13 protein-coding genes are annotated in these 13,484 nt (G+C 72.5%); 3 read left to right on the top strand and 10 right to left on the bottom strand.

Annotated features, from left to right (window positions below; genetic code table 11):
• Window positions 1-160 precede the first annotated feature (160 nt).
• On the bottom strand, window positions 161-2,209 hold the full coding sequence (locus CHC05_RS07185; RefSeq protein ID WP_245870687.1) for a TPM domain-containing protein: 2,049 nt from the start codon (window positions 2,207-2,209) through the stop codon (window positions 161-163).
• Between the two features lie 31 nt (window positions 2,210-2,240).
• Window positions 2,241-3,059: a helix-turn-helix transcriptional regulator gene (locus tag CHC05_RS07180; RefSeq protein WP_089245907.1), complete on the bottom strand. Its 819-nt coding sequence runs from the start codon at window positions 3,057-3,059 to the stop codon at window positions 2,241-2,243.
• Window positions 3,060-3,191: 132 nt separating this feature from the next.
• On the opposite strand from CHC05_RS07180, the gene CHC05_RS07175 reads away from it, so the two are divergent.
• Both CHC05_RS07175 and CHC05_RS07170 read left to right on the top strand, forming a co-directional pair.
• Window positions 3,192-4,601, top strand: a complete 1,410-nt coding sequence (locus CHC05_RS07175) for an aldehyde dehydrogenase family protein (RefSeq protein ID WP_218824467.1) — start codon at window positions 3,192-3,194, stop codon at window positions 4,599-4,601.
• Window positions 4,602-4,640: 39 nt separating this feature from the next.
• Window positions 4,641-5,468 carry a DUF72 domain-containing protein gene (locus CHC05_RS07170; RefSeq protein ID WP_218824480.1) on the top strand — a complete coding sequence of 276 codons (828 nt, stop codon included), beginning with the start codon at window positions 4,641-4,643 and terminating at the stop codon, window positions 5,466-5,468.
• Between the two features lie 4 nt (window positions 5,469-5,472).
• Here CHC05_RS07170 and CHC05_RS07165 read toward each other — a convergent pair whose 3' ends face one another.
• Window positions 5,473-6,138 (bottom strand): hypothetical protein, encoded by a 666-nt coding sequence (locus tag CHC05_RS07165; RefSeq protein ID WP_089245901.1) that lies wholly within the window; start codon window positions 6,136-6,138, stop codon window positions 5,473-5,475.
• 10 nt (window positions 6,139-6,148) lie between these two features.
• Window positions 6,149-7,378 carry a hypothetical protein gene (locus CHC05_RS07160; protein ID WP_089245899.1) on the bottom strand — a complete coding sequence of 410 codons (1,230 nt, stop codon included), beginning with the start codon at window positions 7,376-7,378 and terminating at the stop codon, window positions 6,149-6,151.
• A gap of 92 nt (window positions 7,379-7,470) precedes the next feature.
• Between CHC05_RS07160 and CHC05_RS07155 the strand changes: the two genes are divergently transcribed.
• A complete protein-coding gene (locus CHC05_RS07155) occupies window positions 7,471-8,361 on the top strand; it encodes a pentapeptide repeat-containing protein (RefSeq protein ID WP_179266082.1) in 891 nt (296 codons plus the stop codon).
• Between the two features lie 38 nt (window positions 8,362-8,399).
• Here the strand turns inward: CHC05_RS07155 and CHC05_RS07150 are convergent, their stop codons facing one another.
• From CHC05_RS07150 to dhaK, 6 genes are all read right to left on the bottom strand, one after another.
• Window positions 8,400-9,251, bottom strand: a complete 852-nt coding sequence (locus CHC05_RS07150; RefSeq protein WP_089245895.1) for a fumarylacetoacetate hydrolase family protein — start codon at window positions 9,249-9,251, stop codon at window positions 8,400-8,402.
• A gap of 118 nt (window positions 9,252-9,369) precedes the next feature.
• Window positions 9,370-9,660, bottom strand: coding sequence for an HPr family phosphocarrier protein (locus CHC05_RS07145; RefSeq protein WP_089245893.1), 291 nt, complete (start codon window positions 9,658-9,660; stop codon window positions 9,370-9,372).
• Window positions 9,644-10,045 carry a dihydroxyacetone kinase phosphoryl donor subunit DhaM gene (gene dhaM, locus CHC05_RS07140; protein ID WP_089245891.1) on the bottom strand — a complete coding sequence of 134 codons (402 nt, stop codon included), beginning with the start codon at window positions 10,043-10,045 and terminating at the stop codon, window positions 9,644-9,646. Before dhaM ends, CHC05_RS07145 begins: the two co-directional genes overlap by 17 nt.
• Window positions 10,042-11,709: a putative PEP-binding protein gene (locus CHC05_RS40580; RefSeq protein ID WP_179266081.1), complete on the bottom strand. Its 1,668-nt coding sequence runs from the start codon at window positions 11,707-11,709 to the stop codon at window positions 10,042-10,044. Before CHC05_RS40580 ends, dhaM begins: the two co-directional genes overlap by 4 nt.
• A complete protein-coding gene (dhaL, locus tag CHC05_RS41320) occupies window positions 11,706-12,347 on the bottom strand; it encodes a dihydroxyacetone kinase subunit DhaL (protein WP_089245889.1) in 642 nt (213 codons plus the stop codon). Before dhaL ends, CHC05_RS40580 begins: the two co-directional genes overlap by 4 nt.
• The gene (dhaK, locus tag CHC05_RS07120) at window positions 12,347-13,333 is read right to left on the bottom strand and encodes a dihydroxyacetone kinase subunit DhaK (protein ID WP_089245887.1); all 987 of its coding nucleotides are present in this window, start codon (window positions 13,331-13,333) and stop codon (window positions 12,347-12,349) included. Before dhaK ends, dhaL begins: the two co-directional genes overlap by 1 nt.
• Between the last annotated feature and the right edge of the window lie 151 nt (window positions 13,334-13,484).

The raw sequence follows: 13,484 nt of genomic DNA, 5'->3' as shown, positions 1-13,484 counted from the left end.
GCAACGCTGATCTGGCGTGTTAGGCGGGCCCCGGGAGTCGCCTAGGCCACGATGCGCGGCGCGATGCGGCGAACCTGGGAGGGCGCCAGCCCTGGGCGACGCACCTCGCGGCACCCGCGGTGGGGCTCGGCAGCGGCCGCTGCCGAAGGCATAGCGATCGTTAGAAGCGGCCGCCTCCGCCGCGGCGGCCTCCACCACCGAAACCGCCGCCGCCAGATCGGCGACCCCGGCTCATGCTGCCGCCGAAACCGCCACCGAAACCCCCGCCCCAGCCGCCGCCCCAGCCGCCGCCGCGGTAGCGGCCTCGGTAGCGTGAGCCGCCTCCCATGAGGATTCCGCCGAGCATCGCGCCCAGCAACGCTTCACCACCGCTGCCGCCTCGGCCGTAGCGGGGTTGGCCCCAGCCGCCTGATTGCCAGGCGGCTACCTCCGAGTACGCGGCCTCGCTCGCCGCGCTTGCCAGGCGGCCCGCCTCCTGGGCCGCCGCCAGGGCCGCCACCGGGTCGTCCAGTGCCAGCGCCTCCGCGCGGGCCAGTTGCCGCGTCGCCTCCGCCAGCAGGGTTCGGGGCTGGGTTCCTACCGCGGCCCGGCGGGTGGTCAGGTACTGGTCCGCTGCAGCTACCTCGCTTCGGGCCACCGGCAGCGCCTGGTTCAGCAGGGCGCGGGCCCGGGCCACCCGCTCCGACTCGTCCCGCGACGCGGCCAGCGCCCGGTCGAGTCGTGCGTCCGCTTCCTGTAGGCGCCGTAGGTCGGCGATCGGGTCCGTCGGGGACGAGCCCGCTCGCACCGACTCTGTGGCCGCCGCGCCCGCCGACGCCGCCGCGGCCAGTTCGCCGTCGGTGCTCGCGGCGGACCGGGCCGCCGCTACCTCCCCGTCGATCTCGACCAGCAGCGCATCTACAGCCGCGCGAGTGGCGGCAAGGTCAACGCCCGCCTTGTCCACGCCGTCCAGCAACGTCTCCGCCTGCCGCAGAGACTCCTCGGCGGCCCGAACCGCCAACGCCGCCTCCGGACGCCGGCCCGCAGCCACCGCTGCCGACGCCCGGGACAGTGCGGTGGTGGTGAAGGAGAGCCGTTCTCGGGCCTGCGCCGGGTTGGCCGAAACCGCCGACACTCCCGGACCCGTGTAGCTGCGGCCCAGCGACTCCACCGCCGACTCGGCGGCCGGCAGCCGCGACGAGACGGCGGTCGCGCGTTCGCTCAGAGAAGCCGACAGTTCTTCGACGCGCGGTTCGATCTCGCGGAGCCGGTCGAAGTCGTCGGCCGAGGCGTCCAGCCGTTCGTCGGCTGCCGCGCAGCGTTGGATGATCTCCGTCAACACGGCTCGGGTCGCGGGCTCGTCGCGCGGCTCCTCGTCGAGCGTCATGCGTAGGCGGAAGGCCTCCGCGACCTCGGTTCGCGCGCTCTCCAGCGCCGCGGTGAACTCGGCGGTCGCCGCTGCGCCGTACTGGCCCGTGGCGATCGCGAGCTCCTGCTCGCTCGACCGCAGTTCGTTATCGAGCTCGATCAGCAGCGTGTTGGCGCGGTCCTGCAGCTTGGCGATCGGCTCGCCCGCCGGCGAAGGAGCCGTCAGGGCGGGGGCGCGGCGGCGGCGCCGGTAGGCGACGTAACCGATGATGAGCAGGACCACGAGACCGGCCACCACCAGGCCGCCGATCAGGGCGCCGCGGCCGCTGCCACCGGAGACGGTGTCGGGCTGGCCCGGCTGGATCACCGGGGCCGGGATCGGTTGGCCGGCCAGCGCGGCGGCATAGCCGTTCGACGCTCCGACGACCGCGCCCGCCCAGTCGTTCTGGGCCAACGGCGGCTCGATGGCGGTCGCGGCGACGGCCGCCAGGGTCGCGTCGCTCAGCGGGAAGTTCTGCGGGAACGAGTACGCGAACTCCCGGTCGTGGGTGGCCACCGCGAGCAGCCCGTCGCGATCGCCCAGGCCGCTGCGCACGGCGGTCTCGTCCGTCCACCGCTGCGCCGGCACGCCCGAGAAGGTGTGCACGAAGACCACGAACAGCTGCAGACCGGTGTTGGTACGCAACTGCTGCAAGGACGCGGCCGCCGTGCCCGCGCGTGAGCCGAGGACGTCGGACCGGTCGGTGAGCTGCGAGTTGAGCCGGAACGGGTCGTCGGCCCGGGCCGGACCGGCCACCGCGACAGCTAGCAGGACCAAGAAGAGCACGGCACCGATGGCCCGGCGCGGGCGCGACAGAAGCACACGGCCAGGCTAGTACCGAAATAGCCCCGATTCATGCCGCTAGCAGCTGGAGTTTCTCGGCCGTGCCCGTGCCCGCGACCGGGGTGAAGACCTGGAGGGCCTGCGAGTGGTCGGGGTCCAGCAGGATCTGGCAGTGCAGGTCGAGCGGGCCGAGCGCCGGATGCTCGATGCGCTTGGTGCCGCAGTTCGCGACCGCGACCGGATGCTCCCGCCAGATGTCGGCGAACTCGGGGCTGCGCGCGAGCAGGGCGCGGACCACGGCGCCGGCTCGGGAGTCCGGACCTGAGCGGGTGTACGTGCGACGCAGGTCCGCCGCGAGCAACTGCCCGTGCCGCGCGTGCGTCGAAACCGGGTAGAGCTTCCGCGCCGAAGGATCGGTGAACCAGCGGTAGTGCAGGCTCCGCGACAGTCCCTTGTGCACGGTCTGGTCGCCGAACAGGGCCGAGGCGAGCGGGGTCTGCGTCAGCGTCTCGCCGAGGTCGCTGACCACCTGGGCGGCGCCGTCCCGCAGTCCCGCGAAGACCTCCAGCATCCCGGGGTTGACCTGGTCGTCGGTGGCAGGCCGGGCTGGCGGCGACGGATACCCACCGAGCGAGAACAGGTGGTCCCGCTCCTCGCCCGACAGCCGCAGGCCGCCGGCGATCGCGCCGAGCACCTGGCGGGACGGGTGCGGGCCACGCCGCTGCTCGATCCGGCTGTAGTAGTCCGTCGACATGCCGCTCAGCGCGGCGATCTCCTCGCGGCGCAGACCGCCCGTGCGGCGCCGCCGGCCGCGGGGCAGCCCCACGTCCTCGGGCTGCACAGCCGCCCGTCGGGTCCGCAGAAACTCGGCGAGTCCGGTGCGGTCCATGCTTCCTCCCGTGACGCGGGTCACCCAAGGGAAAGGGACCGCGCCACGAGCAAGAACAACCAAAGCGCCGAGGCTGTTCCACGGATCAGTTGTCCCTGGATGGGCTCCGCACCCCGACCAAGACTCGACCACATGAGCGACTCGCATTGGATCGACGGCGTGGCCGTGCCCTCGGCCGACGCCACGACGATAGACGTCATCAACCCGGCCGACGGCAGCGTGGCCGGGGTGGTCCCGGCCGGCACCGCCGCCGACGTGGACCGCGCCGTCGGCGCCGCCCGGGCCGCGTTCCCCGGCTGGGCGGCCACGAGCGTCGCCGAGCGCGCGGCAGCAGTCCGGCGGATCGGCACCGGCCTCGCCGCGAGAAGGGCCGACCTGGCCGCCGCGATCACCGCCGAGATGGGCGCGCCGGTCAACCTGTCCAGCACCGCACACGTCGACTTCCCGATCGCGGTCGCCACCTCGATGGCCGACCTCGCGACGGAGTTCGCCTGGACCGAGGAGCTCGGCAGCTCGCTGGTCACCCACGAGCCGATCGGTGTCGTGGGCGCGATCACCCCGTGGAACTTCCCGCTCCAGCAGGTGGTCGCGAAGCTGGCGCCCGCCCTGGTCGCCGGCAACACCGTCGTGCTCAAGCCCTCGGAGATCGCGCCGCTGACCGCGAGAATCCTGACCGAGGCCACCGTCGAGGCGGGCCTGCCCAGAGGCGTCTTCAACGTGGTGCACGGCACCGGAGAGGTCGTCGGCGAGGCGATCTCGGCACACCCGGACATCGACATGATCTCGTTCACCGGCTCGACCCGGGCGGGCCGGCGGATCGCCTCCGTGGCCGCCGGAACGGTCAAGCGGGTCGCGCTGGAGCTCGGCGGCAAGGGCGCGAACGTGATCCTTCCCGGCGCCGACCTGGCCGGCGCGATCGAGGCCGGCCTCGGTATGGCGTTCATCAACGGTGGACAGGTCTGCGGCTCGTGGCCGCGGCTGCTGGTGCCCGCCGAGCTCCACGACGAGGCGATCGAGCTGGCGGTCGCGGCAGCGGGGGCCTACACCGTGGGCGACCCCACCGACCCGGCCACCCGGATCGGCCCGCTGGCCTCCGAGGCGCACCGGCAGAAGGTCGACGGCTACATCCGGCGGGGCATCGCCGACGGCGCCAAGCTGGTCTTCGGCGGCCCGGGCCACCCCGAGGGCCTGACCGGCGGCGCGTACGCCCGACCGACGATCTTCGCCGCCGTCGACCCGTACTCGGCGATCGCGCAGGAAGAGATCTTCGGCCCGGTCCTGACGATCACCCCGTACGCGGACGTGGACGCGGCCGTGTCCATCGCCAACAGCACCGTGTACGGGCTGACCAGCGGCGTCTTCGGCCCGCCCGAGCAGGCCCTGGCGGTGGCCCGCCGCCTGCGCGCCGGTCAGGTCGACGTCAACGGCGGCCACTGGAACCCGCTGGCCCCGTTCGGCGGCTTCAAGCAGTCCGGCAACGGCCGCGAGTTCGGCCCGTACGGGCTGGCGGAGTTCCTGGAGACGAAGTCCATCCAGCGCTGACCTACCGTAGAGCCCATGCGTCTGGCGGTGGGTTGCGCGATGTGGTCGCTCAAGTCGTGGCACGGGCGCTTCCTGCGGCCGCAGTCGGCACAGCGCCTGCGCCACTACTCCGGCTGGTGCGACGCGGTCGAGGGCAACACCACCTTCTACGCGACGCCCAGCCGGGCGACCGTCGAGTCGTGGGCCGCGCAGACGGATCCGGACTTCCGGCTCGTGGTCAAGCTGCCGAAAGAGATCACGCACGAGCGGCGGCTCGTCGACACCGACGAGCCGCTGCGCGCCTTCCTGCACGCGATCGAGCCGCTCGGCCCCCGCACGCACGCGCTGTGGATCCAACTGCCGGGTTCGTTCACGCCCGCCGACCTGGGCGCGCTGCGGCTCTTCCTGCGCCGCCTGCCGGCCGCCTACCGGTGTGCCGTCGAGGTTCGCGACCCGGCCTTCTTCACCGAACCGAGGGCGGCCGAGGCCCTGGAGCGGGCGCTGGACGGCGCGGAATGGGTGCCGTTCGACACCACCTCCTTCTTCAGAAGCCCGCCGACCAGTGCCGCCGAGCGCGAGGCCTGGACGAAGAAGCCGCGCATGCCCCTGCGCACGCGGGCGTTGACCGAGTTCCCGATCGTCCGCTATCTCGGCCGGGACGCCACCGACACGACGGTCGAAGGCTGGCAGCGGTGGGTCGAGATCACCGCCGGCTGGCTGCGCGAGGGCCGGTCCCCCACCGTCTTCGTGCACACGCCGGACAACGCTGACGCGCCCGCGCTGGCCCGCCGGTTCCACGACGAGGTGCGCGCCAAGGTGCCCGGCCTGCGACCGCTCCCCGAGCCGGCATCCGTACCCGCGCCGGAAGAGCCCCTGACGCTCTTCTAGCGGTCTACAGGTCCCCCTCCTCGCCCTCCGGAAGCTTGCCGAACCAGTCTTTGGTCAGGGCCAGCCGACCGGCGAAACCACCGACGTCGGCCGGATAGGTGATGCCCAGCCGCCGCCAGAAGTCGACGAAGACCCACGCGTTGTCGAGGGTGAACTCGTCGTCGGGAAACGCCTTCACCGAAGGCGGTTCTTCTTCGTCGTCGTCGCCCAGGTCGATGTGCACCAGGTAAGGCCGTAGCTCCTCGACCGACCGCCCAAAAGCCGAGGCGACCACGGCCGGATCACCCGACCACCCTCGCCGTAGGTGGGCGACCACAGCGAGATCGTCGGTGAAGTAGTCCACCATGGACGCGAACCGGTCGAGCACCGCGCCGTCGCGCACCAGCGTGTGCGCCCAGTAGTCGCCGTCGTGGATGTGCACGGTGCTGGCCACCACGCCCAGCTCGTCGGACACGAACCGCGCCGCCGGCACGTCGGAGAAGTAGGTCGGCCACAGCACCACCGACCAACCACCGGCCGGCGCGAACTGGAGCACGTCGTTCTCGTAGTCGTAGGACTCACCGACCGACGTCGTGCTCCAGCCGTGCGCCCGCACATAGCGCTCGACGCTCGCGAGCACCTGGTCGGCATTGTCAGTGCGGAACGCCGACGTCGCAACGAATTCACCCATGCGCCGGACGCTAGCGGAGCCCTCCGACAATTCCGATCCGGATGCCGAGCCACGGGTACGTGTGCTCGAAGAACGAGTTGTCCTGAGGGTTGAGCCCGACCGCGGACGGCCACATCTGGAAGGCCGGCGCGTTGGAGATGCCGCCGTGCAGCCGTCGCCAGACCCGCGCTCCGTCCTGCCCGGCCGGCGGCGGAGTGACGGTGTCGGTCCACTCGACCGCGTTGCCGCCCTGGTCGAGGGTGCCCCACGGAGAGAGCGTGCGGGCCTGCCCGACCGTCGCGAGACTGCCCTGGTAAACCGACGCGTACGTCTGCGGGTCGAGCCCCATCGGGTTGACGGTGGTGCAGAGCTCGTCCGGCACCTGTCCCGGGCACCAGGCCGGCGCGCTCGTCCCACTGGCGTGGAAGGACGCCAGCGGCTGGACCGACCCGTTGGTGACGTCGCCGGTCGCCGGGTTGAGCACGGTCTGGTTGGGCGCGGTGTCGTCGCCGTCGCCGTAGACACCCGGGTTGGTCGGGTACTTCCAGTACGAGCGTCGACCCGGGTCGTAGTACGCCGCCTTGATCCATTCGTTCTGGCTCGGGACCACGAAGCCAGCGGCACTGGTACGTGTCGGCGCGCGCCGCGCCATGTCGTACATGCCGGTCTCGGTGCGTGGCGACAACCGGACCTGGTAGCTGGTGTAGCGGAAGTTACCGGCGCGACGGGTCTGCGAAGCGATCACCCGGCCGTTCTGCAGCGAGTTGACGAAGCGGGCCGCCCGCAGGAACGTCGCGAAGCCGTACGGCTTGTCCGCCCACTGTGGATAGGCCACCGAGTAGTGCTGCCCCCGCCCGGCGCGCGGCGCGAAGTCGACCTGCCCGTACCGCGGCCAGGCCGTCGAGCTCTCGGTGACGTCGTAGAGGTTGTGCGGGTCGCGCCCGTCCGCGTCGGCGGTGTTGAGGAACGCCACCCACTGCTTGACGGTGATCTCGAGCCGACCGATCTGGTACGGATATCCCACGCGCCCGACCATCAGACAGCCGCGCGAGGACACCGGCGCGTCGGCACACGTCCGGTAGACGGCGTCGGTGAACGGCACCACGGCGACGGCCGGGTTGTCCGGCGCCCCGACGGCCGCGGTCGTGATGGTGACGACCGAGCCGTCGTAAGCCGGCTCCCCCGCGACAGCTGCGACGGCGGCGCCCGGAGCGGCGAGCACGGTCAGCAGGACCGCGAACGTGCTGAATATTCTGCGCATAGTGGACACATGGTAATCCGGCCATCAGCCCTTTTCGGGGACGAAATGCCAAGCGGAATCCCGGTACATTGACGCCCGAGGAGGGGGTCGACGTGCCGCCTGACGAGCTGGTCCGGCGCTGGAGCACCGGCGACGGGGTCGCCCGCGCGCGCGACGTCCTGGAGCGGTTGGCCAAGGGCACGGCGCTGGACGGGCTCGGACTGGCCACCGTGGACGGCCTGGTCGACCTGCGTGGGCTGCCGGCGGGCGGCCTGGACGCGCACGGTGGCGAGGTCGTCGGCGCGGACCTCAGCCACGCCTGGTTCGCCCACGCACACCTCACCGGTGTCCGGTGGCGGCGGTGCCGATTCGACCGGGCCAACCTGTCGGCCGCGGTGCTCGTCGGCGGCGGGCTGACGGAGTGCACGATGCGGCGGGCCGACCTCCGGGAGGCGGTCGTCGCCGGGGGCATCTGGTCGTCGGTGCACCTGGCCGGAATCACGTCGAACCACCTCAGCGCCGACCACACGACCTTCACGGGTACGACGTTCCCGGCGCTGCGGCACGTCGAGTTCACCGCGTGTGCCTTCGTCGACTGCCGGTTCACCGGCCGGCTGGCCGAGGTGCGGTTCCTGGGACGCGGCCAGCCCGCGCCGATGCTCCTGCGCGACGTGACCTTCGCGTCCAGCGACTTCCGCTACGCCGAGTTTGACGGCATGGACTTCGACAACGTCGAGTTTCCGGACGACGGCGCCCTGATCGTCGTACCCCGGAGCTTCAAAGCCGTGGCCGAGCGCGCGGGGATGATCTCCCTGCGCCGCCGCGACGACGTCGGCAAGCAGCTCCGCAGGTTCCTGTCCGAGCATTCCCTGCGGCCCGGTCTGAGCGCCACGGCGGGCTGGGCCGTGAGCCGACGCGACCTGGCGCCGGACGTGGCCGAGCTCGCCGCCAGCACCCTGCACGAGGCGCAACAGCAGCTACGGGCCGAGGGCGTCATCCCGTGAGCGCGGGCACGCCGCCAGGGCGTGCCCGCGCGAACAGGTCAGGCCTGCTGGAGGAGCTGGCGCTGCCGGCCGAGACCGTCGATCTCCAGCTCGACCACGTCCCCCGCGGTCAGGTAGGGGAAGCGGCCCGAGAGGGCGACACCCTCGGGGGTGCCGGTGTTGATCAGGTCACCCGGCTCCAGGACCGTCACCTGGCTCAGCTGGTAGATCAGCGTGGCCACGTTGAAGATCATGTCGGCGGTCGACGAGTCCTGGCGCGGCTCGCCGTTGACCCAGGAGCGCAGTCGCAATGCCTGCGGGTCGGCCACCTCGTCGGCGGTGACCAGCCACGGGCCGAGCGGGTTGAAGGTCTCGCTGCTCTTGCCCTTGGACCACTGGCCGCCGCTCTGCCGGATCTGGAACTCGCGCTCCGACACGTCGTTGGCGATCGCGTAGCCCGCCACGTAGGAGAGCGCCTCGTCGGGCGACGCGAGATAGCGGGCGCGCCGGCCGACCACGACCGCGAGCTCGACCTCCCAGTCGGTCTCCTTCGAGCCGCGCGGGATCAGCACGTCGTCGTTCGGGCCGACGACCGTGTTCGGGGCCTTGTAGAACATCACCGGCTGCTCCGGCGGCTGCGCGCCGGACTCGGCGGCGTGCGCGGCGTAGTTCATCCCGATGCAGAGCACCACGCTGGGCCGGGCGATCGGTGCGCCGATCCGCTGGCCGGTCGCGTCGAACACCGGCAGGGAACCGGCGGCGTGCGCCGCGCGGACCCGCTCGATGCCGTCGCCGGCGAAGAACGCCGGGTCGATGTCGGCGGTGAGGCCCCCGAGGTCGAAATACTGACCAGACCCGTCGAGCAGGACGGGACGCTCGGCGCCGGCCGGCCCGATCCGCATCAGTCGCATGCCGCTTCTCCTTCGCTCAGACGGCCGACCAGGCCGCCGTCGAGTCGACGGTACTAGGACACACGCGAACGGACTTCACCCCAGGTGCCGGCGTCCCGGGGTACGGGCGGAAGCGACCCTAACCGTCGACGGCTTCAGCCGCGGTGAGAATGCCGGCGGCTTCGTCCGCCACTGCCTCCGCATCGGGGCCGGTGACGGTCAGCGTCACCTCGGTGCCGGTCACCGCGCCCATGGCCATCACCGCGAGCACGCCGCGGGCGTTGGCCTTCTTCGCGCCCGCGACGAGCTGGATCGTGGTCTCCTTGTGCCGGCCGGCGAGCCGGGCGAGCTGCCCGGCCGGGCGCGCGTGCAGCGGTTTCGGCAGCACCACCACCCGCTCCGCGGCGCCGTCGTCAGAACTTGGCGGCATCGCGGGCCTCCTCGGCGGCCGCGGCGACCGCGTCCAGGTCGGCGCCGCCACCGGCGGCCACCGCCGCGGCGACCGCGCCCTCGACGAACGGTGCGTCCACGAGCCGCGCCGTGGTCTCGCCGGCCAGGTCGGCCAGCACCGCGCGCGTGCTCAGCACCGCGCTGCCGAGGTCGGGGATGATCAGCACGCCCGAACCGGCCTCGGCGTCGTCGATCGCGGCCTCGATCCGGGCGGTGCTGGTGCCCAGCCCGCCGTCGTCGGTGCCGCCGGCCGGCACCACCGTCGCCCCACCGGAGATCTGTTGGACCAGCTCCGCCGCGCCTTCGGCGAGGGCGGCGCTGTGGGAGACCAGCACGATCCCCACGAGCCCCAGGCCTTCGGTCATGGCATCGCCACCTCGATCCGTTCGTCGACCAACTCGGCAACCTCGCCTGCGCCGCCGAGCCGCAGCGCGTCGGTGAACAGTGTGCGGCACTCAGCGGCGTCCAACCTGCGCAGCCTCCACCGCGTCTCGTCGATCCGGGCCACGGCCACGCTGACCGACCGCACCCCGGCGCCGAGCAGCAACGGCAGCGTCGTCGGGTGGGATCCGGCGTCGCCACAGACGGTCAACGGGGGCAGCCCGGCGGCGTTGGACGCGGCGACCACCCGGCCGATCAGGGACAGCACCCGCGGGTGTGCGGCGAGCTCGGTGCGCGCCCGCGGGTCGACCCGGTCGAGGTCGAGCACCTCGGAGGTCAGGTCGTTGCTGCCGATCGAGACGAAGTCGACGACCCGGCAGAGGGCCTCGATGTCGCGCACGGCGGCGACGGTCTCGACCATCGCGCCGACCGGCGGTGCCGGCACGCCGAAGGTGACCGAGGCGGCGTTGACGATGGTGCGCACCGGTGCGATCTGGTCGGGGCTGGTGACCATCGGCACCATGATCCGCAGCCCGACGCCGCGGCCCAGGTCGACGATCGCGCGGATCTGGGCGGTGAGCGCCGCCGGGTTGGCGAGCAGCGACGGCAGGCCGGCCGGCGGGGAGAGGAACGGAGGGATCTTGTCGTTGGCGAAGTCGAGCAACCGCACCGTGACCGGGCGCCCGTGTGCGTCGGCGAGCAGCGGCGCCAGCGTCCGCCGGTGGTCGGCCTCGCCGGGCCACCGGTCGGCCTCCAGGAACTCGAGCTCGGTGCGGACCAGCCCGCTCCCGATGGCGCCGCTCTCCAGCGCCAGGCGGACCTCGACGTCGGAGGCCACGTTGGCGTACAGGCCGAACGGCTGACCGTCGGCGGTGACGTGCGGCAGGCCGCGCTCGGCGGCGAGCTGGGCCCGGCGTTCGCGCTCGTGGGCCGAAGCTGCTTCGGTGCGCTCCACCTCGGTCGCGGACGGCTCGGCCACGACGGTGCCGGCGTCGGCGTCGACCAGCAGGTCGGTCGCGTCGGGCAGGTCGAGCACCTCCGGGTCGACGCCCGTCACCAGCGGCAGCCCGACCGAGCGGGCGACGATCGCGGCGTGCGAGTTGGCCCCGCCGCGCACCGCGACCGCACCGACCAGGCCCTCACCGAGGTGGTCGATCAGGTCGGCGGGCCCGATGTCGGTGGCGACCAGGACGAACCGGTCCCCCGCCGGTGCGTCGCGGGCACCGTCCGGGTAGGCCAGCCGCTCCAGCACCCGCCGGCCGACCTGGCGTACGTCGGCGGCCCGCTGGCTGAGCGCGTCGTCGGGCAGCGAGTCGAGGACGGTGGCGTAGCTCTCCACGGCGTCGCGTACGGCCGGCAGCGGCTGCTCGGCACCGGCCGCCTGCTTCGCCGAGTCGACGAGGTCCGGGTCGGCGGCGATCAGCGCACCGACCTCGACGATGTCGGCGGCGGCGGTGCGGCCCTCCCGGCGTACGCGCTCGGCGGCCTGTTCGAGCTCGGCCGCGACGGCCGCGAACGCCGCCTCCACCTCGGCCGGACCGATGTGGACGGTGGTGGCCGCGACCGGTCGGTCAGCGCGCCACGAGCCGGCGACAGCGGCGCCCGGCGCGACCCCTTCCCCGGTCCACCGGTGCGCGACCGCCGTCACGATGTCTCGCCGGCGGCGACCATCGCCAGCGCACGCATGATCAGCGCGGTCGACGCCGCTCCGGGATCCTCGTGGCCGATGGTGCGCTCGCCGAGGTAGCTGGCGCGGCCCTTGCGGGCCAGCATCGGAATGGTCTCCGCCAGCCCGCGCTCGGCCGCGTCCGCTGCGGCCCGGGTGGCCGCGGCGAGGTCGCCACCCTCGCCGACCGCCGCCTGGTACGCCACGACCGCCGGGCCGAGCGCGTCCAGCAGTGTCTTGTCGCCCAGTTGGGCGGCGCCGAGCTGCTGGATCCCGTTGAACGCGGCCTCCAAGGCGCTGCCGAGCAGCACGGCGTCGACCTCGGTCACGTCTCCCAGAGCCTTGCCGGCCTGGCGGAACCCCGTGCCGTAGATCGGGCCGGAGGCGCCACCGGTCTTGCTGATCAGCGCCCGGCCGACCGTCCGCAGCACCGCACCGGGCGTCTCGGTGTCGGACTCCGACTTCTCGATCATGTCGTCCGCCGCCTGGAAGCCACGGCGCAGGTTGATGCCGTGGTCGCCGTCGCCGATCGCCGAGTCGAGCTCGGTCAGCCGAGTGGCATGCTCGGTGATCAGCAACGACGCCTCGTGCACCCACGCCTGGAAAGCGCTGGTGTCCATCAACGACCCCAGCGCAGCGCCGGCGTCTGGACCGGTGCGTCCCACAGCTCGGTGAGGTCCGGCGTCATCCGGGCCACGGTGATCGAGCAGCCGGCCATCTCCAGGCTGGTGATGTAGTTGCCGACCAGGTTGCGGGTGATTGTGGCGCCGTGCCCCTCGAGCCATTCGGCGACGGCCGCGTAGACCACGTACAACTCGATCAGCGGTGTGCCGCCCAGGCCGTTGACCATCACCAGCACGTCGCCCGAGAGCGGCATGTCGGTGTGGATGGCGTCGAGCGCCACGCCCGCGATCTCCCGGGCGGTGGACATCTGCCCGCGGGTCCGGCCGGGCTCGCCGTGGATGCCGACGCCGAGCTCGATCTCGGTGTCGCCGAGCTCGAAGCCGGGCTTGCCCGTGGCGGGGATGACGTTGGCGGTCAGCGCCACGCCGAACGAGCGGGAGCGGTCGTTGACCTCGCGGCCCACCGCCGCCACCGCGGCCAGGTCGGCGCCGCGTTCGGCCGCCGCACCGGCCATCTTCTCGACGAAGACCGTGCCACCGGTGCCCCGCCGGCCCGCCGTGTAGGTGCTGTTCTCCACCGCGACGTCGTCGTTGACGAGCACCGACTCGACCTGCAGACCGTCGTCGCCGGCGAGCTCGGCCGCCATCTGGAAGTTCAGCACGTCACCCGTGTAGTTCTTCACGACGTGCAGCACGCCCGCGCCGCCGTCGACGGCCTTGGTCGCGGCCAGCATCTGGTCCGGCACGGGCGAGGTGAACACCTCACCCGGACAGGCGGCGTCGAGCATCCCGTAGCCGACGAACCCGCCGTGCAGGGGTTCGTGGCCGGATCCGCCACCGGACACCAGGGACACCTTGCCGGCCGTCGGGCCTCGGCTGATGTACCGGTCTTCCAGGTTCACGATCAGGTCAGGGTTCGCGGCCGCGAATCCCACCAGCGCGTCGTTGAGCACGCCCTCTGGATCGTTGATCAGCTTCTTCACGACTCCGACTCCTTATCCGGCTGTGCCTCGGGTGCCCTTATCGAGCGAGGCGGAAAACCGCGAAAGGTCGCGCCGGGCACATGGCCGCGCAATGCGCGCGTCAAGGCCACCCCTGCCAATATCAGCCTAGCCGTGGTTAAGGAGGGAGTCC

The organism is Asanoa hainanensis (assembly GCF_900188485.1).
In the GTDB taxonomy this organism is placed as follows: domain Bacteria; phylum Actinomycetota; class Actinomycetes; order Mycobacteriales; family Micromonosporaceae; genus Asanoa; species Asanoa hainanensis.
This window is presented reverse-complemented; position numbering and strand designations above follow the sequence as displayed.

What these genes read in the sequence shown, in the direction of transcription:
- CHC05_RS07170 (WP_218824480.1), top strand. Translation starts at nt 4,641, where the DNA reads ATGTGGTCGCTCAAGTCGTGGCACGGGCGCTTCCTGCGGCCGCAGTCG.
- CHC05_RS07145 (WP_089245893.1), bottom strand. Translation starts at nt 9,660, where the DNA reads ATGCCGCCAAGTTCTGACGACGGCGCCGCGGAGCGGGTGGTGGTGCTG.
- dhaM (WP_089245891.1), bottom strand. Translation starts at nt 10,045, where the DNA reads ATGACCGAAGGCCTGGGGCTCGTGGGGATCGTGCTGGTCTCCCACAGC.
- CHC05_RS07160 (WP_089245899.1), bottom strand. Translation starts at nt 7,378, where the DNA reads ATGCGCAGAATATTCAGCACGTTCGCGGTCCTGCTGACCGTGCTCGCC.
- dhaL (WP_089245889.1), bottom strand. Translation starts at nt 12,347, where the DNA reads ATGGACACCAGCGCTTTCCAGGCGTGGGTGCACGAGGCGTCGTTGCTG.
- CHC05_RS07175 (WP_218824467.1), top strand. Translation starts at nt 3,192, where the DNA reads ATGAGCGACTCGCATTGGATCGACGGCGTGGCCGTGCCCTCGGCCGAC.
- CHC05_RS07165 (WP_089245901.1), bottom strand. Translation starts at nt 6,138, where the DNA reads ATGGGTGAATTCGTTGCGACGTCGGCGTTCCGCACTGACAATGCCGAC.
- CHC05_RS07150 (WP_089245895.1), bottom strand. Translation starts at nt 9,251, where the DNA reads ATGCGACTGATGCGGATCGGGCCGGCCGGCGCCGAGCGTCCCGTCCTG.
- CHC05_RS07180 (WP_089245907.1), bottom strand. Translation starts at nt 3,059, where the DNA reads ATGGACCGCACCGGACTCGCCGAGTTTCTGCGGACCCGACGGGCGGCT.